Annotated in this window: 20 protein-coding genes; 11 read left to right on the top strand and 9 right to left on the bottom strand. The window is 57.6% G+C overall.

What is annotated here, in order from left to right:
• The first annotated feature begins 147 nt into the window (after window positions 1–147).
• Together PSR62_RS15630 and PSR62_RS15625 are read left to right on the top strand one after the other, a co-directional pair.
• A complete protein-coding gene (locus tag PSR62_RS15630; RefSeq protein WP_274403928.1) occupies window positions 148–687 on the top strand; it encodes a M50 family metallopeptidase in 540 nt (179 codons plus the stop codon).
• A 116-nt stretch (window positions 688–803) separates the two neighbouring features.
• Complete coding sequence (locus tag PSR62_RS15625; protein WP_274403927.1) at window positions 804–2,939, top strand: Tex family protein; 2,136 nt, start codon at window positions 804–806, stop codon at window positions 2,937–2,939.
• Window positions 2,940–3,023: 84 nt separating this feature from the next.
• On the opposite strand, the gene PSR62_RS15620 is transcribed toward PSR62_RS15625, so the two are convergent.
• The 3 genes from PSR62_RS15620 to PSR62_RS15610 all read right to left on the bottom strand — a co-directional run bounded on the left by PSR62_RS15620 (window position 3,024) and on the right by PSR62_RS15610 (window position 7,426).
• Complete coding sequence (locus PSR62_RS15620; RefSeq protein WP_274403926.1) at window positions 3,024–3,986, bottom strand: putative 2-dehydropantoate 2-reductase; 963 nt, start codon at window positions 3,984–3,986, stop codon at window positions 3,024–3,026.
• The gene (locus PSR62_RS15615) at window positions 3,983–6,037 is read right to left on the bottom strand and encodes a sulfatase-like hydrolase/transferase (RefSeq protein ID WP_274403925.1); all 2,055 of its coding nucleotides are present in this window, start codon (window positions 6,035–6,037) and stop codon (window positions 3,983–3,985) included. Before PSR62_RS15615 ends, PSR62_RS15620 begins: the two co-directional genes overlap by 4 nt.
• Before the next feature lie 105 nt (window positions 6,038–6,142).
• The gene (locus tag PSR62_RS15610; protein WP_274403924.1) at window positions 6,143–7,426 is read right to left on the bottom strand and encodes a M48 family metalloprotease; all 1,284 of its coding nucleotides are present in this window, start codon (window positions 7,424–7,426) and stop codon (window positions 6,143–6,145) included.
• Window positions 7,427–8,029: 603 nt separating this feature from the next.
• Between PSR62_RS15610 and PSR62_RS15605 the strand changes: the two genes are divergently transcribed.
• The 3 genes from PSR62_RS15605 (at window position 8,030) to PSR62_RS15595 (ending at window position 10,767) form a co-directional block, all read left to right on the top strand.
• Window positions 8,030–9,022, top strand: a complete 993-nt coding sequence (locus PSR62_RS15605; protein WP_274403923.1) for a DUF1559 domain-containing protein — start codon at window positions 8,030–8,032, stop codon at window positions 9,020–9,022.
• A 313-nt stretch (window positions 9,023–9,335) separates the two neighbouring features.
• The gene (locus PSR62_RS15600) at window positions 9,336–9,740 is read left to right on the top strand and encodes a carboxypeptidase regulatory-like domain-containing protein (protein ID WP_274403922.1); all 405 of its coding nucleotides are present in this window, start codon (window positions 9,336–9,338) and stop codon (window positions 9,738–9,740) included.
• A gap of 310 nt (window positions 9,741–10,050) precedes the next feature.
• A complete protein-coding gene (locus tag PSR62_RS15595; protein WP_274403921.1) occupies window positions 10,051–10,767 on the top strand; it encodes a hypothetical protein in 717 nt (238 codons plus the stop codon).
• Here PSR62_RS15595 and PSR62_RS15590 read toward each other — a convergent pair.
• Genes PSR62_RS15590 through PSR62_RS15580 form a run of 3 tightly spaced genes read right to left on the bottom strand, consistent with a single transcriptional unit; the run spans window position 10,755 to window position 13,828 of the window.
• Complete coding sequence (locus PSR62_RS15590) at window positions 10,755–12,023, bottom strand: adenosylmethionine--8-amino-7-oxononanoate transaminase (protein ID WP_274403920.1); 1,269 nt, start codon at window positions 12,021–12,023, stop codon at window positions 10,755–10,757. The two genes, PSR62_RS15595 and PSR62_RS15590, sit on opposite strands and share 13 nt — an antisense overlap.
• A gap of 31 nt (window positions 12,024–12,054) precedes the next feature.
• On the bottom strand, window positions 12,055–12,225 hold the full coding sequence (locus tag PSR62_RS15585) for a hypothetical protein (RefSeq protein ID WP_274403919.1): 171 nt from the start codon (window positions 12,223–12,225) through the stop codon (window positions 12,055–12,057).
• A gap of 19 nt (window positions 12,226–12,244) precedes the next feature.
• Window positions 12,245–13,828 carry an ABC transporter permease gene (locus PSR62_RS15580; RefSeq protein WP_338020205.1) on the bottom strand — a complete coding sequence of 528 codons (1,584 nt, stop codon included), beginning with the start codon at window positions 13,826–13,828 and terminating at the stop codon, window positions 12,245–12,247.
• A gap of 281 nt (window positions 13,829–14,109) precedes the next feature.
• On the opposite strand from PSR62_RS15580, the gene PSR62_RS15575 reads away from it, so the two are divergent.
• The 3 genes from PSR62_RS15575 to PSR62_RS15565 all read left to right on the top strand — a co-directional run bounded on the left by PSR62_RS15575 (window position 14,110) and on the right by PSR62_RS15565 (window position 15,441).
• Window positions 14,110–14,559, top strand: coding sequence for a YkgJ family cysteine cluster protein (locus PSR62_RS15575; RefSeq protein ID WP_274403917.1), 450 nt, complete (start codon window positions 14,110–14,112; stop codon window positions 14,557–14,559).
• 142 nt (window positions 14,560–14,701) lie between these two features.
• Window positions 14,702–15,127, top strand: coding sequence for an HU family DNA-binding protein (locus PSR62_RS15570; RefSeq protein WP_274403916.1), 426 nt, complete (start codon window positions 14,702–14,704; stop codon window positions 15,125–15,127).
• Window positions 15,128–15,159: 32 nt separating this feature from the next.
• Window positions 15,160–15,441 carry a hypothetical protein gene (locus tag PSR62_RS15565; RefSeq protein WP_173442725.1) on the top strand — a complete coding sequence of 94 codons (282 nt, stop codon included), beginning with the start codon at window positions 15,160–15,162 and terminating at the stop codon, window positions 15,439–15,441.
• 98 nt (window positions 15,442–15,539) lie between these two features.
• Here PSR62_RS15565 and PSR62_RS15560 read toward each other — a convergent pair whose 3' ends face one another.
• A complete protein-coding gene (locus PSR62_RS15560; RefSeq protein WP_274403915.1) occupies window positions 15,540–16,007 on the bottom strand; it encodes a hypothetical protein in 468 nt (155 codons plus the stop codon).
• A gap of 234 nt (window positions 16,008–16,241) precedes the next feature.
• Here PSR62_RS15560 and PSR62_RS15555 point away from each other — a divergent pair, with 234 nt between their 5' ends.
• Window positions 16,242–17,285, top strand: a complete 1,044-nt coding sequence (locus tag PSR62_RS15555; protein ID WP_274403914.1) for an alpha/beta hydrolase — start codon at window positions 16,242–16,244, stop codon at window positions 17,283–17,285.
• Here PSR62_RS15555 and PSR62_RS15550 read toward each other — a convergent pair.
• Entirely contained in the window at window positions 17,268–17,999 is a 732-nt protein-coding gene (locus PSR62_RS15550; RefSeq protein ID WP_274403913.1) for a toprim domain-containing protein, read from the bottom strand. The genes PSR62_RS15555 and PSR62_RS15550 overlap by 18 nt on opposite strands.
• Entirely contained in the window at window positions 17,996–18,979 is a 984-nt protein-coding gene (locus PSR62_RS15545; RefSeq protein WP_274403912.1) for a serine/threonine-protein kinase, read from the bottom strand. The genes PSR62_RS15550 and PSR62_RS15545 overlap by 4 nt, the downstream gene beginning before the upstream one ends.
• A 278-nt stretch (window positions 18,980–19,257) precedes the next feature.
• Here PSR62_RS15545 and PSR62_RS15540 point away from each other — a divergent pair, with 278 nt between their 5' ends.
• Both PSR62_RS15540 and PSR62_RS15535 read left to right on the top strand, forming a co-directional pair.
• Window positions 19,258–19,551 carry a hypothetical protein gene (locus tag PSR62_RS15540; RefSeq protein ID WP_274403911.1) on the top strand — a complete coding sequence of 98 codons (294 nt, stop codon included), beginning with the start codon at window positions 19,258–19,260 and terminating at the stop codon, window positions 19,549–19,551.
• Between the two features lie 26 nt (window positions 19,552–19,577).
• On the top strand, window positions 19,578–20,891 hold the full coding sequence (locus PSR62_RS15535) for a DUF4832 domain-containing protein (RefSeq protein ID WP_274403910.1): 1,314 nt from the start codon (window positions 19,578–19,580) through the stop codon (window positions 20,889–20,891).
• The last annotated feature ends 56 nt before the right edge of the window (window positions 20,892–20,947 follow it).

Genomic DNA, 20,947 nt, shown 5'->3' with positions numbered 1-20,947 from the left:
GCTTCGGATTGATGTTTTGACAGATGACAATTGTCGATTCAGTAACCGACAAACTAAAAATGAAGGATCTGGGTTGCCCTGGTCCGAAGTCCCGCCACTCGTCCGCCCGCGATCGCCGGGATTGTTATTCTGACCTAGACTGCCGTGATGAATTCTCGCGAAACCAACTCTGAATCGGCGGCCCCCAGCCCCATCCCGGCGGCCACCAAGGAACTCATCGCGACCGCCTTTCATGAGGCCGGGCACGCTGTGATGGCGCTCGCGGTTGGACGCAGCGTTCAGAAAGTCACGATCGCTCCCGGTAAATTGCAGTTCGGTGGGTCGCGGCTGGGCACGTGCGAGATCAAAAAAGGCCGCTCCAAAGGCAGCAAGGACCAGCTCGAGGACGACGTGTTGGTGTTGCTGGCGGGAATGGTGTCCGAGGCTCGCTTCACCGGTGTCTACTGCCAAGCTGGGGCCTCCCAGGATCTACGGGACGTTTCGGCTCGCTTGTGCACCCGAGCCGCCACCGAGCGACAACACGAAACCTTGCTCAAACGCATGCTCGCGAAAACGGAACACATTCTCCACGACGAGGCCAACGTGGACGCCATCCGAGCAATCACAAAAGAGCTGCTGGAAAAGACCACCATCAGCGGCCGCGCCGTGAAACACCATTTTGAGATGGCACAACGCCGGCACGCTTGACTATCAATGCCGATCGGGTCGTTCGCGATCCTTTCTCCGGGGCCTGACCTCCGGAGACCAATTCCTGAATCAGTCCCTGCCCTTCGTTTCCTGTCGCAGCTCAGACCATCCGTCCCATGCAAATCATCGCTCGAGAACTGAATCTTCCTGAGAAACAAGTCGCCGCGGTCATCGAACTGCTCGAAGCCGGCAACACGATTCCCTTCATCGCTCGGTACCGCAAAGAAGCCACCGGGGGACTGGACGAAATCGCGCTGCGTGCGATCGAGGACGCGCTCGAAAAGCACAACGCGTTGCAGGCTCGGAAAACCACGGTCTTGAAAACGATCGAAGAACAAGGCGCCCTGACCGCGGACCTGCGAAAGCAAATCGAAGCCTGCAACGATTTGCGAACACTGGAAGCTCTGTACCTGCCCTACAAACCCAAACGCCGCACACGAGCCACCATCGCGCGTGAAAAAGGACTGCAGCCGCTGGCGGATCTGCTGCTAAAACAAACCAAGCTGCCTCAATCCAAGCAGCAAACCCTCGCGGGCTTCGTCAACCCCGACCTGGAAGTCACGGATGGCGATGCAGCCCTGGCAGGCGCGCTGGACATCATTGCGGAACAATGGAGTGAGGACGCGCCGGTTCGCGAGTGGATGGTCGAAAAGGGAACCAAGTTCGGGAAGATCACCTCCGCCGTCAAACGCGGCAAGAAGGACCAGGCCGATAAATACGAGGCCTACCTGGATCGTGCCGAGCCGGCCGCGCGGATTCCCGGTCACCGACTGCTCGCCATGCTGCGTGGCGAAGCAGAAGGGGTCTTGCGAGTCGGATTGCAAATGGAAGAAGACCGAGCGATCTCGCACATTCAATCGACCTTCATTCGCAACCGCTCCTTTGAGTTCGCAAAAGAACTGGAATCCGCCGCCGAAGATTGCTTTCAACGTTTGCTACAACCTGCCACGCAATCCACCGTGCTTCAAATGCTGAAAGAAAAGGCCGATGAGGACGCCATCGGTGTGTTTGGCAAGAACTTGCACGAACTGTTGATGTCACCACCCGGCGGTCCACGGGTGACGATCGGAATCGACCCTGGATTTCGCACAGGCTGCAAAGTCGCTGTGGTCGATGGCACCGGCAAATTCTTGGCCAACACGACGATCTACCCCACGCCGCCCAAATCCGACACCGCTGGTGCATCGAAACAGTTGTTGTCGCTCATCCAAAAACACCATGTTGAATTGATCGCCATCGGCAACGGCACCGCGTCGCGCGAAACCGATGCCTTCGTCGGCGAACTGATTCGCGACAATCAACTGGACGTCACCAAAGTGATGGTTAGCGAATCAGGCGCGTCGATCTATTCGGCCAGCGAATTGGCAGGAAAAGAGTTCCCCGATTTGGACGTCACCGTTCGGGGTGCCATCAGCATCGCACGGCGTCTGCAAGATCCACTCGCGGAATTGGTCAAGACCGACCCGAAATCAATCGGTGTGGGTCAGTACCAGCACGACGTCAACCAGCCTCTCCTCCGCAAGTGCCTCGACCGGACCGTCGAAAGTTGCGTCAACCATGTCGGAGTGGACTTGAACATGGCCAGTGTGCCGTTGCTTTCACGTGTCGCAGGGATCGGTCCGAAACTGGCCGAGAACATCGTTCAGTATCGAGACACCAACGGTCGTTTCGGAAGCCGGAAAGAATTGACCAAGGTTCCGAAACTCGGCAAGAAGGCGTTTGAGCAAGCCGCCGGTTTTCTACGCATCCGCGGTGGCGATGAACCACTCGACAACTCCGCCGTGCACCCCGAAAGCTACTCGCTGGTCAGCCGCATGGCGAAGGAACTCAAAGCCGACGTCAAAACCTTGGTCGGCAACGCGACACTGAGCCAAAAACTGCAACCGGAATCCTTTGTGGATGACCGGTTTGGAATCCCCACCATTCGCGACATCATCGCGGAACTGGGCAAACCGGGACGCGACCCACGCAGCGAATTCAAAGTTGCCCAGTTCGATGACTCGGTTCAGTCCATGGAGGACCTGCGTCAGGGAATGGTCCTGGAAGGCGTGATCACCAACGTCACCCACTTTGGTGCCTTCATTGACCTGGGCGTCCATCAAGACGGTTTGATTCACGTTTCTCAACTATCCAACCAATTTGTCAGCGACCCATCCGAGGTGGTTTCCGTCGGCGACGTGGTCAAAGTCAAAGTGCTTGAGATCGACCTCGACCGAAAACGCATTGCCGTCTCCAAGAAGGCTCTCGGTTAAACAGGTGGGCAAGAGTCTTCGGGGATGAGAGCCGTTTGGCGTTTGCCCCGGTTACCGCACAGAACCGGGGCTCGTGCGGAACGCTCACGCGTCTTGGCAGATCGCTTCGTTGAAAAAAGCGAGTTGCTGATACAGCATCGAAATCGAAGGGGCGATCTGGCTGGCTTGATCGCCGATCGCCCGCAGTGGATTTCCAAAGATCGCTTCCACTTCCATCGGGCGTTTGGCGAGGAAATCCAATCGCATGCTGCTGTCGTAGGGAACCATGGTCTCGGTGTGCTCCATCGTCGCCCGGATCGCTTTCGCGTCGATCTCAACACCACAGGCTGCCGCACCGGCGTGAACTTCCGAGATCAACTGCATGGCCAATTCGCGGCCCGGCTGCGATCCAATGATCCGGTCCGTTGACGCATCCAAGACCACTGACAATCCATTGAACGGGATGTTCCACATCAGCTTTCGCCAACGAGTCTTGGCCAGATCATCGCTCCAATTGGCATCGATGCCCGCTGACTTCATGTCTGCTTCGATCCGGTGCCCGGCGGTCTCCGCCCAGGAATGATCCTCGCCCGGTTCTTGGTAGGCACCAAATGCGATTCGGCCGTAGTCCAGGTGATGGATGTGCCCCGGACCCACCTTGTTGCTGCACAGAAAACAGCATCCGCCCAGCACGTGCCCCGCAGGGATGGTCCTGCGAACATCGGCCTCGACGTTCAATCCATTTTGCAACGTCAGCACGACGCCATCCTCGGCCGTGACCTGCGGCAACCACTCATCCAGCAACGCGTTGCGAGTGGACTTGAGTGCCACGATCACCACATCGCACTTCGGCATCGATTCCACCGACTGGTAAATCTGCGGCGATTCCAAGACAAAGTCTCCCTGCACGCTGTCAATTCGCAATCCATTTTTGCGAACGTGGTCAAAATCCGAATGCAACAGAAAATGAACGTCGCATCCGGATTTCGCCAACATGGCTCCATACAGCCCGCCGACCGCACCACTTCCAAGAATTGCATAGCGAAGCGGTTCGGCGGGAGCATTCATTTGGAGTTCCTCTTCTTCTTTGCTGGTTGGCGTGACTTCTGGGGAGCGTCTGGCAGCTCATTCAGTTCCAATGCCGGAACCGAATCATTGCCCGCCAAACGGACGATCATGTCAACCGGGTGCGTCCCCGCTTCGAGAATGACCTCGACGGACGCTTCGGTTTTCGATTGGCCCGTGGTGTCAATCAAAGCGGCATCATGCAACCGCAGCACCGCGTCGCCGGTCGCGGTCAATCGCAGTTCATAGCGTCCGGTTTTGGCAACATTCAAAACCGATTGCACGCGAACGTTTCCCTTGCCAGCGGTTCGCAACGCTTCGTCGACGTCCAGTTTCTGGATGTCGACCACGGTCGAATCAGAGGCATTCAAACGCGAGACCACCGCCGTTTCAGTGGGGCTATAACTGACGGCCATCGGAGCATCGGCATCCAAGGAATCATCCGCCGGGATCGGGGCCTGATCGTAGGGACGCGGAGCGGACGCATTGATCGAGCGGACCTGCAAAACACGGTCATGCATTCGTTGTTGCAACGCATCCATTTCTGCGGAGGTTCCTGCCAAGTTGTTCGCTTCGCCGGGGTCGTTGGCCACATCGTAGATTTGGAAGGGATCCGAGTGCGACTGAATGTTGTGCCGGACGCCTTTGTACCCCTCCAAGAAGATCGCTTGCATTTGCCCTCGACGAGCGCCGCGTCGGGCGGGCTCGAAGTCGTTGTAGTCGGGCGTTTTGCCTCCGTTGAAATACTCGACGTAAGTCGTCGGGGCAGCCTGTTCGCCGTTCTTCAACAACGTCGGTGCCAACGAAACACCGTCCGCTCGTGCTGGAATCGTGGCTCCCGCCAAATCAGCGAACGTGGTCAACCAATCATGGAACTGGCTCGGGTTACGATCCACTCCTGGTGAGATCTTTCCGGGCCACCACGCGATGGTCGGAACTCGGATCCCGCCTTCGTAGCAATCACGCTTCATCCCATCGAAGGGACCGTATGATTGAAACGAGGTTGGTTTGTAGTTCACGTCGCGGAGGTACGATTCACTGTGCGGTCCGTTGTCACTGGAAAGAACCACCAGCGTGTTCTCATCCATCTTCAGGTCGCGAAGGGTTTGCAGCAGGTCGCCCATCAAATCATCGAGACGACGAACGCTGGTCGCAAATCGAACCTCGGCATCCGTCCAACCTTGATTGGCGTAATCCGGGTGCTTGTAAGTGTCGATCGTCCCGACCGTGTTGATCATGCGATCGGTCTCGCCGAGCCACTGCACGCCGCCGTTGACTCCCTGGCCTTCTGGATAGGGCGACGCCGGGTACTGGATCGAGGCGTGAGGCGTGTCGTAGGACAAGAACACGAAAAAGGGTTCGTCCGCCGATTGGGATTGATGATCGACCAAGAACTGCTTTGTTTTCGCGGTGAACAAATCGGCGGTGTAACAGCCCTTCAGCTGAGACGAAATTTCATCGTCGTTGTGCCAGAGTTCCACCGGGTTGGCGTGCGCCTCACTGTTGGCAAGCGGCCACTTGTCAGCAGGATAGTGATTGTGACCGTCGCGATGCCGAACGTAGCCAAAGAATTCATCAAAGCCACGTTTGGTCGGATACGCGGGCCAACTCTGGGCGTTGTTGCCGTCCCCCTGCAATCCGTACTTGCCGATCAAGGCAGTCGTGTAGCCCGCGTCTTTCAAAACCGACGCCACCGTCGGCACATCCGGCAATGCCTTGTCGAACTGATTGTCGCGAACCGCGGCATGCCCTTGGTGAACCCCCGTCAGCAACGACGCACGACTGGGAGCACACACGGGAGCCGGGCAGTAGTGATTTCGCATCTGCAAGCCTTCGGCGGCCATCGCATCCCAGTGGGGCGTTTGATGCGTCCGGTCGTGCTTGGATTCGTTCTGGTAATAACACCCCAGATCGCCCCAACCAAGGTCGTCGTAGAGAACGAACAAGATGTTCGGTTGGCTAGGTGGGGTGTCCGCCGTGACTGGGGCGGGTGCGAACCCATTGGACAAAACCATCAGTCCAACAAGCAAACACAGAAGATAGCGGGAACGCATGCAAACAGCTCTTCATTGGTGGGGACGTGTGAGGGGACGCCGATTCTAACTCAAACCCCTCCCATCGTCCTTCCCCATCTTTTGATTGTCGCTGCGTCGCTTGGGTCAAATCAGGTGAATGCGTGGTGGTTTGGCCAATCGCTTGACACGCATGGCCAAACTTGGATGCAACCAACTCGCTCGGCGGGCCGCGGGATGGCCGGCTGTGACTCGCCCCAACGCGGCGGCCATCATTCCCGCCGCTTCCGCTTCGGTAGCCGGCATGCCTTCCGCCTGGCCACCCGCTTTGACTGCCAACTTGCAAGCGACCGCGTCGGCATCCCATTCTGTCAGATACGCCACCGCACTCAGCGTCCCCACCGTCAGCAACAATCCAGCCAGACCGCCAACCGTTGCTCCCCAAGCTTCGTTGGTGAACAAGGATCCCACCCAGATCGAAACGAACCAAGCCGGTGCGACCGCGGCCATTCGGATGGGCACATGCCAACGACGCACATGAGCGACTTCGTGCATCACCACCATCAACACTTGCCCGCGAGGCAACTCGTCGAGCACACGATCGGACAACAGCAGCAAACGGCCTGGACGAAACAACCCCGCGACCATTGCGTTGAAGACGCGGCCGTTCGTGTTCCAACGCACAATCCGCATGCCACCCCATCCGCCGGTTCGCACACTGACACGTTCCAACCACAGGCTGATTGTTTCGCGATCTTCGTCGGACAACGGTTCTTGCCGAATCACTCGGGCAACCACCCACGGCAACAGGAACGCAATCACCGCAATGCCCACGACGATCCCAATGACGAGCGCGTTCCCAGTCGCGATCGGCTGGCTCCATTCCACCAAATCGCCCAGCAACAGAAACATCATCGTCGGGATGATCAACCACACAGGACCGCCGCGAAGCCCCGACCAAAGCGACACGAAGTAATTTCGAAGCGTTGAATCCGTGAGTCCCAACCGGGCTCCAAAGACATGTTCGGCGGACCATGTCGCCAGCAAAATCGTGATTCCAGGTGCCAGCAACACAATCGACTGCAGCATCATGCTGGATTCCAGTACCGGTTGCTCTCGCGTCCAAGCCGCTAGCGAAAAAGCCCCCAGGCAAACCAACACAACTGGCAAACCGAGCCACCGAAAGATGTCCAGCTGAATTTCCAACATCCGAGCCGCGTCACGCAGACGCATGTGCCCGCGACGAACCTGCAACACCATCATTCGGGCCGCGGTGTGACACAGGATCGTCCATCCGGCGACCAGCGCCACACTGGCAATCACCGACCGAAACGAAGGCTCTGACCAACCGGGAGCCGACCCACAGCAAAGCGATACCAAAACCAGCAGAAAGACGTAAAACGACAAATTGATTCCTTGTTCGTTGAGCACGAGCCAGAGTTGGCTTCACGGCCAAGCATCAGCAAACCCAAACTTTTCGAAGCCGTCAAAGGAATCTCAAAAAATTCCTCAGTTCACTGCTCCCAACCAGCCAAAGCGTTCAGGCTGTAACGATTCTAGCGAATGAACGGCTGGCTCCCTGCTTCGCCAGCCCATTCCACCGGTCTGCCCCCGCTCGCAAACCAATGCCTGACACACGCTGTGCACATGCATCCGCCCGTTTCGGGTGCCGCTCAAATAACACGCACCCACTTTGCGGACCTGCGCATCTGATGGGCAACGACTGCTGCGTTCGGAAGCATTCAGGTGATTTCGCCGCACCTCCCCAATGACCGCCACATCCACCTTGCACACCACGACGGGAAGAGTCGCCCCCGAAAAACGCCCCCCAAAACCAAAACGTCGCAGCCCCCCATGCGTTGGCATTTCCTTTGCCATCAGCGTTTCATCGTGTGAGTGACGGAGGCGCCCCAACCGGTACCAGAACTCATGCGACGACGCGTACTTTTGGGAAGCATTCTTCCCTTCTTCACCCCATGTTTCGATCCCTCGATCCCACTCGCGTTTTCGAAACTCTCACCTAGGGACCTGTCGATGAGTCAGAAGAAATTGAAACGCTCTGGATTCACTTTGGTCGAGTTGCTGGTTGTCATTGCCATCATTGGAGTCTTGGTCGGGCTGTTGCTGCCAGCGGTCCAATCAGCCCGAGAAGCAGCCCGACGGATGAGTTGTTCCAACAACATGAAGCAACTCGGTCTTGCGATGCACAACTATCACGACACCATGTCCACTTTCCCTCTGGGTTCCTACAACCTTCGAGAAGCCTGGCCCGCCAGCGGATCCAATTGGCGAGCATTGCTGTTGCCTTTCATTGAACAAGGGAACATTCACGAGAAGCTCGAATTCAGCTACTCGTCCCACTTCATGGCCGGGGGTGCGGCGGGTGCCGACGCGTTGAAGGGCAATGAAGTTCTCAAGTATCTCGCCGTCCCAACCTACGCTTGCCCGTCCTCTGCGATCGAGATGTTTGAGAACGCTCCGGTCTCCAACAACTCCGAAGGAGCTATGAACGTCCAATATGTTGGAATCCAAGGCGCCGCTCGACCAGTTCCTGGTGGTGATCCCAACAAAGGGACCGCAGACCTTGGTCACGGCTGGTCCTCCAACAACGGGATGCTGTTCCCCAACGGAAAAATCAAGATGCGAGATGTCGTCGATGGAACCACCAATGCGATCATGATCGCGGAACAGTCAGGCTGGGTCGATGGAGTCAACCGAACCTCCAACTATTACGGTGGATGGATGGGTTCACGGCACCCGCGTCCCGTGAATGGATCCAGCAGCTGGGACCTCTGGCAAACCGGGACCACCTGCGTCCGATTCGCTCCGAACTCCCAGATCGTGCAAACTGGGGCCACTGATCGAATGTACCGCAACAACACCGTGATCAATTCCATGCACACCGGTGGCATCAACGTGGTCATGGGCGACGCCAGCGTTCAGTTCATCACGGATTCAATTGACTTCATGCTGCTGAAGCAACTGTGCTGCCGCTACGACGGTGAAATCACCACGCTTCCGCAGTGAGTCGGCAGTCAGCCGCATGCAGTCGATTTCGGGACACATTGGACGGGCCACCTTGGCAGTTCCAATCGCCGTGGCGCGGCGTGAGCCCTTCGGTCCCAAACCAGGCAATCAGTTCGACTTCGCGAATTTCGCTAAGCAGGTACGCAGGTGTCATCGGGTATGTGAGCCGTTGGCGTTAGCCACGGTTTTCACGCGCAGGCCAGGCGAACGCCCAAACGGCTCACATGGTTGTGCCCGATCATTCCAGCCGACCTGCTTGGCACAACCAATCCACCAAGAGTAGTCAACACTTCCTATGAAACGATCAAACTCAATGAACCTTCCAACCACCATGCTCTGCACCGGCCTGGCATTCCTCACAACAATTTCGATCGGGTGCAGCGATTCGCCTCCGGAAGGGACGGTCGAGGGAATCGTCACTCTCAACGGCAAACCTTACGACGACGCTGCGGTCATGTTCTTGGATGCAACGACCGGACAAGCGGCGGGAACGGACATTCAAGACGGCGGCCAATTCGCTTTGAAGGAACCAGTTCCAACCGGAACTTACAGCGTGTACCTCGCGCCGCGAACGGTTCCGATGGAAGAGGGGTCGCCAGAGGCCGTCAAAATTGATGAATCAGTTCCAGAGAAATACTGGAATGAAGCCAGCACGGATATTCAAGCAATCGTCAACGAAGGCGAAAATAGCGTGACCATCGAACTTAAAAAGTCGTAAGTCTTTCGAAGCGGCGACTCTCGTTTGCCGACCACCGTATCCAGGAACGCTTGAGAGCAATTTTCTCTCAGCGTCCCTGGCTGCATTCCTCCCGACCGATTTTTCCCAGCGCTTCAAAATGAGTTATCTTTGGGGCATGAATCAGTCAAAAAATTGGATCACTCGGGTCCCTGGATGGTTTTGCCTTCTCATCGCTCCGCTAGCTGGGGCGCCTCACACATTCGCGGACCAGCCCGCCACGGCGAATGAACGGACCGTCGCACCAGAACACTCCGTGCTCGAAAACCGGATCGACGTTCATCCGAACCTGATGTCCGGTGCTGCGCCGGTCGGCGAAGCCGCCTTCGCCGAACTGGCTCGATTGGGCGTCAAGGTGATTGTCAGCGTGGATGGCCAGCGTCCCGAGGTTGAATTGGCCCGCCGGCATGGAATGCGATACATCCATATCCCCATCGGGTACGACGGGGTGGCCCCAGACGCCTGCAAGTCCGCTGCTGCACTGACACAACAGGTCCAGGAACCCATCTATGTTCATTGCCATCATGGCAAACACCGTGGCCCCGCAATGGCCGCTGTGATCGGGCAATCCGCCGGTTGGCTGAATCGCGACCAAGCCATTGACCTCTTGAAACGGGCTGGCACGGGATCTCAGTACGCGGGACTCTGGCGTGACGTGGATGGCTTTCGCCCTCCACCCGATTCCGCCGAACTCCCTGAACTGGTCGAGATCGCCGAAATCAGCACGCTGGCCTCCCACATGGTTGAGACCTCACTGCAATACGAAGTCCTGCTCAGCGCGATGAAGGACAACGCTTGGAATGTCAGCGATGTCCGACTGCTTCAAGAGGCACTGCGAGAATCCCACCGGGTTTGCAATGAAGAGATGCGTGACTGGATGCTCGATTCCGTCGAACTGGTTCAGGCCATGGAATCCCAAGTGGAAGCCAAGGACTGGCACGAACTGCGTCACTCAATGACACGGCTGAAACAAGCGTGCAATCAATGCCACGAGCGTTATCGCAATTGACTGCCCGAAGGCAACGTCGCGTGTGTCGCGTCAATCATGGCATCACAAATTTGGTGCAATGAATCCTCGTCGATGCACAGCGGCGGTGTCGTGTACAAACAGTCGCCAAATGGACGCAACCAAACGCCACGCTGAACCAACTCCTCTTGCACACGCTGCATCTTCGGTGGGTCGCGAAACTGGACCACGCCGACCGCGCCCAAACATCGAACGTCGGCCACATGGTCGATCTCTCGCAACACAGACAATCGATCTCGAAGGACTGATTCCAAGCGATCGATGTCATACGAAGTCGTCTCAAACAGATCCAACGAAGCATTCGCGGCAGAGCAGGCCAGCGGATTGGCCATGAAGGTCGGCCCGTGCATCAATGCCGCACCAGGATCGTCATCGTAGAACGAATCAAACACATGGGTTCGGGCGATCGTGACAGCCATCGACATCGTGCCGGCTGTCAGCGCTTTGCCTAAGCACAGAATGTCCGGCACCACCGGATGCTCGTCCTCCGCGGTGTGGTCCACCGCGAACATTTTGCCGGTTCGTTGGAACCCGGTCGCGATCTCGTCGGCGATCAACAGCACATCGTGACGCTGACAGGCATCGCGAATTCGAAGCAGCGTCTCCACATCGTGAAATCGCATCCCGCCGGCTCCCTGCACCAACGGTTCGACGAACACGCCCGCAATGGAATCGCTCTGTTCCGCGAGCACACGATTCAACTCCTCGTCCGCCGATTCATCTCGCGGAAGCGGCACATGGAATTGCTTGGTGATCGCGTCGCTGTAGCGAGCGTGCATGCTTCGCTGCGGATCACACAATGACATCGCACCGGTGGTGTCACCATGGTACGCATTGTGGAACGCCAAGAACCGAGTGCGACGGGGACGATGGTGGCGACGCCAATGCCCAATCGCCATCTTCATCGCGACTTCGACGGCGACCGATCCGCTGTCGGAAAAGAACACATGATTCAAATCCCCCGGAGCCAACACGGTCAACCGCGACGCCAATCGCTCGGCGGGGTCATGCGTGATCCCACCGAACATCACATGCGGCATGCGAGTCAACTGTTCCGTCACCGCCTCGCGAACATGAGGGTGATTGTACCCGTGACAGGCCGACCACCACGACGCCATGCCATCGATCCACCGCTGGCCGCTGGCGCCAATCAAATGACAACCTTCCGTCGCCACGATCTTCATCGGCGGCGGCGCGGTCTTCATCTGGCAATAGGGTCGCCACACATGGTTCATCATCGGTCTTCCACCACTTGTGGCGTTCGCATCCCTATGACGCCCGCAGCTTGGCGGCTTCTTCCTCGAGCGCTTTGACTTCGTCTTCCAGTTCCTTCAGTTCATCCAAGTCGTCGGCCTGTTCTTTTGAACCAGCCAGTCGAGGACGCAAGGTCTGAAGTTTCTTATTGATGACGTCCAAACGTTTCTTCGCCTTCTTGTCCATGGTGTCTCCTGCGGGAAAATCAAAATTCCAGCAACGCAACGATGAAGTGCACGACCAACACGTACAGTGTTGTCCACAAAACCGTTGCGGTGATGCAATGACTGACATCACCGGCTGAATGTTTGGGGGTAATCCCTTGATGGTAACCAATCGCCGCGGTGCCGAAACCACAGAGCAAGTTCTTTGCCAGCACCCAATCCCAACCTTTCCACCAGGTGATCAGGGATCCTCCGGTCGTATCGGGCGTGATGGCACGAAAGAAGTGCTGTTGCCAGAAATGAACGCCAATTTCGGGATGCGAAAAGTTGAACGTGATGCGGCTGATCCAGTGCGAGGCAGTGAACGCGATCCACTCCAAAATCGGTGTCGCAATCAGGAAGGCTGCCAAGATTGGAATCAACAAATACGCCGGGGCTCGAATCCCCAACGTCCGAAACGCATCCACCTGCCCGCCGTATTGCTTGACTCCCACGTCAGCGGCCACCGCAGCACCACACCTGGCCGCGATCAACACGGTCGCCAACACCGGCACCAAAATCCGATACAGCGCAAACCCAATCGACGAGAGCAATTCATCGATCAACAACGGCTGGGTGTACAACCGAAACGGCAAAAAACGCAGCGTGAAATAAGTGGTGGTGAATCCCGCGATCAAACCGGCGATGATCAAGTACACCCACGCCGACGGACCGCCAACCAATCGCAAATAGTGAGCGAGAAAACGCCCCGCCCACTTCAGGCTGGGGACCACCGGCCGCGCATCCCAAGGCAGCCTCGCGGCGGCGACCAAGCTGCGTCCCGTCGAATCCAAGAATCGTTCCGCTCCACGTCGAACCATCTCGACTGGACTCGTGGCAGGCTCCACACCAACGTCATTGAGCTGTGACGGTGCCAGCGCCACCGACTCCATTTGCTCGGCCACATGGTTCCAGTCCTTCGGCTCAATCCGGCGGATGGTTTTCCCTGCAGAATCGAACAACAACACTTCGTCTGCGATCGGCAGCAACGTTTCGTAGTCGTGCGTCACAACGATGCTGGTTCGACCAAACCGCGACTGCGTTTCTCGGATCAAATCCGCGACGCGTTTTCCAGTCGCGGCATCCAGTCCGGACGTCGGTTCGTCGTAAAGAATGATCTCAGGCGCGGATGCCAACGTCCGAGCGATCGCCAAACGCTGTTTCTGACCACCACTGAGGGCCGCCACAGGTGTCGATGCAGGGACACCAAGGAATTCCAGCCAATCCGACGCGTTGTGCTGAGGCGATTCGCTGAGATCCGCACGGTGGTCAATCGCGAATTGCACATTCGCGGTGGGGGAAAGTTCATCGAACAAGGCGAACTGCTGAAAAACAATCCCCGTTCGCGGCATCGACTGCGAATCAACCGACTCGCCTCGCCAGTGAATGTCGCCGCTCCACTGAATCGCGTCGCCGTGTCGAGGCAAAATGCCCGCCAGGACTCTCAGCAGCACGCTTTTCCCAGCACCGCTGCCACCGACCAGAACGGTGATCTTGCCATCCGGAAATGCCAGATGAGCGTCTTGCAGCAGCGTGCGTTTGCCGGCCGACACGCACAAACGATCCAGAGTCAATGCGTCAGACAAAACGAACCGCCAAGTGAATGATGTCCATGCCAAGCGTGATGGGTTGGGTTGAGCCGGACCGGAATTCAAACGAATCCCTCTGCCAAGCAACGCACAATCGACAACGATCGAGATTCGCTGCGCGGACCAAGCACCGCAGAGGCACTGAAAACAACACGCGAGAGTTTAGCGTGTGCCCGTTCGCTCGCCATCGGACACCCTCACACGAACTCGACGAACAGGCCCTTCTCCGGTTAAGCTTCGTCTTTGCTTTCCAACCACCTCTCCCGCACTCAATCGCCGTGGCCAAACGTCCTGCTGATCCTCGTCCTCAGACCAATTCCGCTCCCTGGTACGCCGACGGATTGCGTTTCGAATGCACTCAGTGCGGCGAGTGCTGCAGCGGTGAACCCGGCTATGTCTTCGTCGACGAAAACGAAATCGAAGGCCTGGCCAAAGAAATGAAGCTCGACCGCGACGCGTTTGAGCTGAAGTTCCTGCGACGCGTTGGCAACCAATTCAGCTTGATTGAATACCCCGATGGCGACTGCATTTTCCTGGACCCAAAGTCGCGGCGGTGTATGGTTTACAAAGCTCGCCCCATTCAGTGCCGGACATGGCCCTTCTGGGACAGCACGCTCGCCGGCCCCTCCGATTGGGAGGAAACCTGCCAGGTCTGTCCGGGGGCGGGAAAAGGCAAACTGTACAATTTCGACGAAATCGAGATTCGCCGGAAAGAAAAGTCAGTTTGACTGGAGTGTAGCGGTTATGCCGGTCGATACGGTTCATCAGGGACCAACTCTTGCCTGCTTCGGCGGCTTGACCGGTCCCGACTTGAAACCTAAGCTGCCTTTGTAAGTCCATCAATCACAATGGTTTGCGGAGCCAGACGGGGTGACAAAAAAAGAAATCGTGCGCGTCATTTCCGAAGAACTCGGTCTGACTCAGCAGGAAACCAAAGAGGTCGTGCAACGGACGTTTGACTCGATCGTCGAAACCTTGGTGCGGGAAGGCCGCATTGAACTGAGGAACTTCGGCGTTTTCGAAGTCAAACCGCGAGCGGCACGAAAAGCACGCAATCCAAAGACGGGACAACAAGTCGACGTGCCCGAAAAGTACGTCGTCACGTTCAAACCCGGCAAGGTGATGGAACAACGCGTCCGGCAGCTGTCCAGCGACAACCTGCCTGACACCTGGGTCATGCCTGTGGATCACGTGCCAGCCTCCGGTTCTGCCGAGCGTCCGAACGAAACCGACGACCCGAACTCGAACCGTCCGCCAAACAGCCCCCCCAACAGCCCGTCGGGCAGTTGGCAATAGAACGCACCGACAAGTTCACGGAGGAACTGACGATGAAAAGCTCGCAAACGACCGCGAAAACGAATTCCGCAGCCCGTCATGGCCAACGATCCGTCATGAGCCGCTTGGTTCTGGGATGCGTTTTAATGGCCGGCCTGGCAACTTCCGTTGGCTGCTTTGTCCCAATCTACTCCAGCCGCCCTGAACGACGCGTTCAACAGTTGCTGTACACCTCGGAAGACTTGCGTTCGTTGGTCGACGAATGGGAACGTTTCTGGTTCCTGGATTCGCCTTCACACATGACCCCCATCCGGACTCACGGTGGCGTGCTCTAGGGCACTCGGTTGTCTCAAACCGCGAGATTCTCTGTGAATTTCGCTTTGATTCCTTCGCAGCGAAAGTCCTCCCGATTTTCGCTACGGGATTGGCCCACTCAAGCTGCAACGGGCACGTTCGGCTGCATTCGCCGAATGAAATGTCGGCCAGGCCAATCCAGCAGGTGTCTTTCCCAACCCGCTCGTTTGAGATGCCGGTCGGTGATCCGGGCATTGCTCACGTGCGCCACGATGGCGTAGGACTTTCGAAGCCGGGCGATTTCGTCGAGCACCTGAAACGCTCCGATCGCCGTTGCAAACCCCGTCGCATCACCACTGCGAACGTAGTCCAGCGTGATGAACGCGTTCATCCCTCGCGGAATGTGGTAGTCGAGACAACAAACGTCTCCCGGCAACGCAGCCCATTTGGCTTGCCACCAAACCTGAGCCACCGAGACCGGACGTCGCATCCAGTGCTGCTCGATTCGCTCCAGTTTTCTGTCGCGCATCACGATCCGGCCACAACGAATGCGAGAAATCGCGTTCTCGTTGGTTTCGATTTTCGAAAACGATCGACGAATCCACATGACGAGATTCTGAATGACAAGCGACTTGGGGTGACGTCCTGGACACACGCGTGTCCGACCAGCGACAATTCAAAACTGGAATAGGCTTCCAGCCTGTCTTTCGCGTCAGTCCGACCTGCTAAACGACAGGTTGGAAGCCTATCCCACATGGCTGCACGAGAGTCCAATCAAACATAGCATGCGGATCCTGTCGTTCCGTTTGAATGCCTTCCCTGTCACGCTGCTGACCCCACGATGCCGAACGAACCAGCCGCAGATTCCGATCAATCCAACCCCGCGAATCGCGATCTTGATCAGAGGAGCTCCGCCAGTGCCGATGCCAGCACCAAAGCCAAGCCAACGGTCAGACGCCGCATTCTGCGAACCTCTGCTTTGCTGGCGGTCATCTACGTCATGGTTTGCCTGGGATTGGTGGTCATGGAAACGCGTTTGCTGTTCCCAGGTGCCTACTTCGACACCGGCATTCTGATGGACCCGAATCGCTTCACCCCCGATCGCCCAACACCCGGCGTCGTGGAAACGATGACCTACCCGGCAGTCGATGGAGCGGACCTGGAGGGCCGATTGCTGATTCGCGACTCAGCGGACGATGTGATCCTCTTCCTACACGGCAATGGCATTCACGCGGACGAGATGGATGACTGGACTCGCCGGCTTTCCGACAGCTGGAACGCGACGGTTCTGACCGCCGAGTACCGAGGCTTCCAAGGCGACGGGTTCACACCCAGCGAAACGAGCACGATCGAAGACGCGGTGAGCGCCATCGATGCCCTCTCCGACACCACCGGCACCCCCGTGTCGGAAATCATCGTCTACGGCCGATCACTTGGCGGCGGCATCGCCTGTGGATTGGTCGCTGCCCTGCACGACCGAGGCGAGTCGATCGACGCGTTGTTGCTGGACCGAACCTTTGACAGCGCTGCCAGCGTCGGTGCGGATCGTTTCTTTTTCCTGCCAGTACGCTGGCTGATGAAGAACCAATATGACAGCGTCCAGGCCCTGCAAAACTACGACGGGGTGTTGGTCCAAATTCATGGCTCACCGGACCGCATTGTGCCACGCAAAAACGGACGGGCCCTCTACGATTCACTGACACTCCAACACAGCGATTGGATCGAACTGCCCGACATGTTCCACAATGACCGTTTGCCCACACGAGTGCTGGACCAATCCGGTCGAAAACTGAAAGCCCTTCGCGAACAAGCCTTCCCTGAAAACAAATCTCCTGCCAGCGACTCAGTGGAAGCCCCCACCGCCGCCTCATCCTCCGCTGAATAAGCGCACCGCAGCAGCGGCTTCCTCTCGGCTCATCTGATCCGCCGCGCGGGTACCAGGATCCACGCAACAGGCTCGCAAGACTTCCGGTGGAATGCTGCCCAATCCTCGGTGCCGAAATCGCTCGTAGTCGAACACACCCGCTGCCGCCAACTTGGCCTCCATCCGCTGAGCGTGGTCCGGGTTGGAAGCCACCAAGGTTCGATCCTGCCCGGCCGCGTCTCCCGAATCGCTTCCGCGGATCCGAAACAAGAACATCGGCGGACGAACCACACTGACTCGCTGTTCGTCGAACATCTTGGGGGCGTACCGAAGCAAGAACCCCAGCACCAAGACGCCGCAATGAATGCCATCGGCATCGGGATCCATCAGCACCACCAACCTCGCGTAGCGGCAAGTCTCAGCCGATCGCAATGCCCCGATCCAATCTTCGCCCGCTGAAATTTGTCGGTCCAACACGGTCGACGCGAAACGCGTCAAAACCTCGTTGCGGAGTGCGACCGTCGGCGTGGCTTTGGCAACGTTCATGGGCTTGCCTTGCAACGCCAAGATCGATTGCCGGGTTGGATCACGAACTTGGTTGACCGATCTCGCCGCGCTGTCACCTTCGACAATCAGCAACTCCGTTTGGTCCGGTGTGACTCCCGTCCGCACAGGATCGTCGATTGGATAGTGCACCGGGGCTTTGCCGTAGGGGGCAAAGTACGGTCCGCTCACGGCACCGCGACGGTCAACGCTCGGATGTCCGCGATCAATTCACGCATGGATTGGTAACGATCGGCGGGGCGTTTCGCGATTGCCTTCATGACCACCGCGTCGACTTCTTTTGGAATCCCGTACTGTGGCGACTTTTCGCTCGGTGGCGGGACATCCGCATGCTTGATGTTGTCGAACGTTTCGTCAATCGTTCGACCACGGAAGGGCTCTCGAATCGCCAACGACTCATACAACACCACACCAGCGCTGAAGATATCCGTTCGTTCATCGATGCCACGGTTCCCGTTGACTTGCTCGGGCGACATGTACAGCGGCGTGCCGGGGCGTTGGCCGCCACCGGTCAAGGTCTGAAGCTGGGTTTCGGTCTTGGTCTCGTGATCGGGCTGCATTTGTTGACGATGCAGTACCTGAGCGTCATCGGAGTGCCCCCACACCTTGGCCACGCCCCAATCCAGCAAGATGACTTCGCCAAAGTTGCCCACCCAAATGTTTTCAGGTTTGACGTCGCGGTGAATCACCCCACGAGCGTGAGCGTAGGCCAGTGCCTGACAAGCATCCGCGACAATTTCCAAACGGCGTTGCAGCGGGAATGCAGCAACGGCGTGTTCATCCTTGCGAGCGATTCGTTTCAACGATTCAAACAGATTCTCTCCCGAGATCCGCTTCATCGTGAAGTAAACGCCTTCAATATCATCATCCCCAATCTCGTAAACCGGAACCGTGTTGGGGTGCTGCAATTGAGCCGTGACACGAGCCTCACGCAGCAACCGCCGACGCTCGTAGCGATCCGTCCGAATCTCCGGCAACAGCTTCTTGATTGCCACCGTCCGGCCAATGACCGAATCGACCCCGGCCTGCAAAACCGCCGTGGCGCCACGCGCCATCTCACGAAGTCCGGTGTATCGCTTCAGCCCCAGGGGCGGAGGCGACGGGATGTCGTTGTCGGTACCAGCCAGAATGATGGTTGATTCATTGCTCATCCTTGGATTGTATCCTGCATCTGCCAGCGCCGACCACTGGCCATCCTGTCGTCAAAAGCGACGCAGCACGAGTGCCGCTCCCTGCCGGTCTTCGAACTTGCCAATCCCGGAAGATGTTGCGTCCCGACGGCCACCGCAGGCCCGAGCCAATGGCTCAAGATGCAACGCCGATCGACACGACCTTGCCCAACCAGATCGAGTATCCTCAACGTTCGCTTGGCACCGACCCTCAACGTTGTCTTCGCCAAAGATTCATCTTTCCTCTCTGAATGAAACCAATGACTCAATCGATCCCACCGGAAGGGCCTCCTTCCCCCAGCGGAACATCACCTTCCGCGGACGACGATGCAACGCTGGTTGTCGTGGCCGAACGTCCGACTGAACCTGCTGCTGCAGTTCTGGTCAATATCCTTTCGGACGTGGGTATCCGAGCCGTTGCCGTTGGTGGCTTCACCGCTGGATTCGCCGCCGAAGCCCCGGGATGGGTGCAAGTCAAAACATTCGAGCGTGATGCCGCCAAGGCTCGCGAAATCATTGCTCAAATCAAGTCCGAGCCCCTCGACTCGGAGTGAACCTGCCCTCTGCCACCGAAAGCCTTATGCTCCACCCTTTCCAGCCGCTTCGTCCGATCGCCGTGGGCTTGAGTCTGCTCTGCCTGCCACTGATCTTCGCGGTCTCCACGTCCGCCCAGGATGGAAACTCGCCATCCGTGTCGCGGTCCAACCTGCCGCTACAATCGAGCATCGATGGTGTTCAGCCGATGACCGGCATTGTGCTGTGGCATGATCACGAGAAAGTTGCCACCGACGCGATCTCGCTGGAGTTTCGCTACTGCGGCTACGACGAAGTCGCGACCGGCCCCGGACAGTGGGACTTTTCCAAGGTCGACCAGATTCTCGACGACATCGCCTCTCGGTCCCACCAAGCCATCCTGCGTTTCCGGTTTGTTTACCCAGGCAAAACCACCACGGTTCCGGCATTCATTCGCGACGCAGCGGACTACCACGAGACGGTCGACAAGAGCGAAGGCAAGCAAACTCATTTCTGCGACTGGTCCAACCCCGCGCTGCAGCAATTCACGCTCGACTTCTACACCGAATTCGCCAAGCGTTACGACTCCGATCCGCGGATCGCGTTTGTCCAAACCGGATTTGGACTGTGGTCGGAATATCACATCTACGATGGCCCGATGGAACTTGGCAAAACGTTCCCTTCCGCCGAGTACCAATCCAAATTCCTGCAGCGTCTCGACCAGCAGTTTGACTCCCTGCCATGGATGATCAGCATTGATGCGGCCGACGACGAGTTCACTCCCATCGCCGCTGACGACTCGCTGCTGGCCCTCGACTTCGGCCTGTTTGACGACTCATTCCTTTCCAAATCCCACTCCAAGTGGAACGCCAAGAACTGGGCTTCGATGGGCAAAGACCGTTGGCACCGGGCCCCCGGCGGAGGCGAATTCAGCTACTACAATCGCAAAGATCAAAAGTTAGCGTTGTCCGAATCGGGCCCCAACGGGGTCTCCGTCGAAGCATCCAGCCGCGACTTTCATGTCTCCTTCATGATCGGCAATGATCAGCCCAAGTACCAGCCAATGGATCGCATTCGCGAGGCTGGAATGGCGATGGGTTACCGCTTCCAAGTCACCCATGCAATCCTCTGGAAGACCGATTTGCGCACGACGGTCGCGCTGAAAGTCGCCAACACAGGCGTCGCACCACTCTATCGGGACGCCTTTTTTGCCCTGCCAGGCAAGCGTTCCCAACAGACGCTCCGGGGACTTCTACCGGGCGAAACAAGGGTTTTCACGATCGAAAACATCCCCGGCGAGGTCAGCGGGAACGACATTCGAATCGAAAGCGAAGCAATCTTACCCAAACAGGCCATCCAATTTTTCGCGGATCTGAAATAGACTGTGGCGTGAACGAGGATTCTGCCAACGTTCGCAAGGACGTTTTGCAGACCTCA

The sequence above is a fragment of the Rhodopirellula sp. P2 genome (assembly GCF_028768465.1).
Classification (GTDB): domain Bacteria; phylum Planctomycetota; class Planctomycetia; order Pirellulales; family Pirellulaceae; genus Rhodopirellula.
Note: the sequence above shows the minus strand (reverse complement) of the source record. Positions and strands in the feature narration are given on the sequence as shown.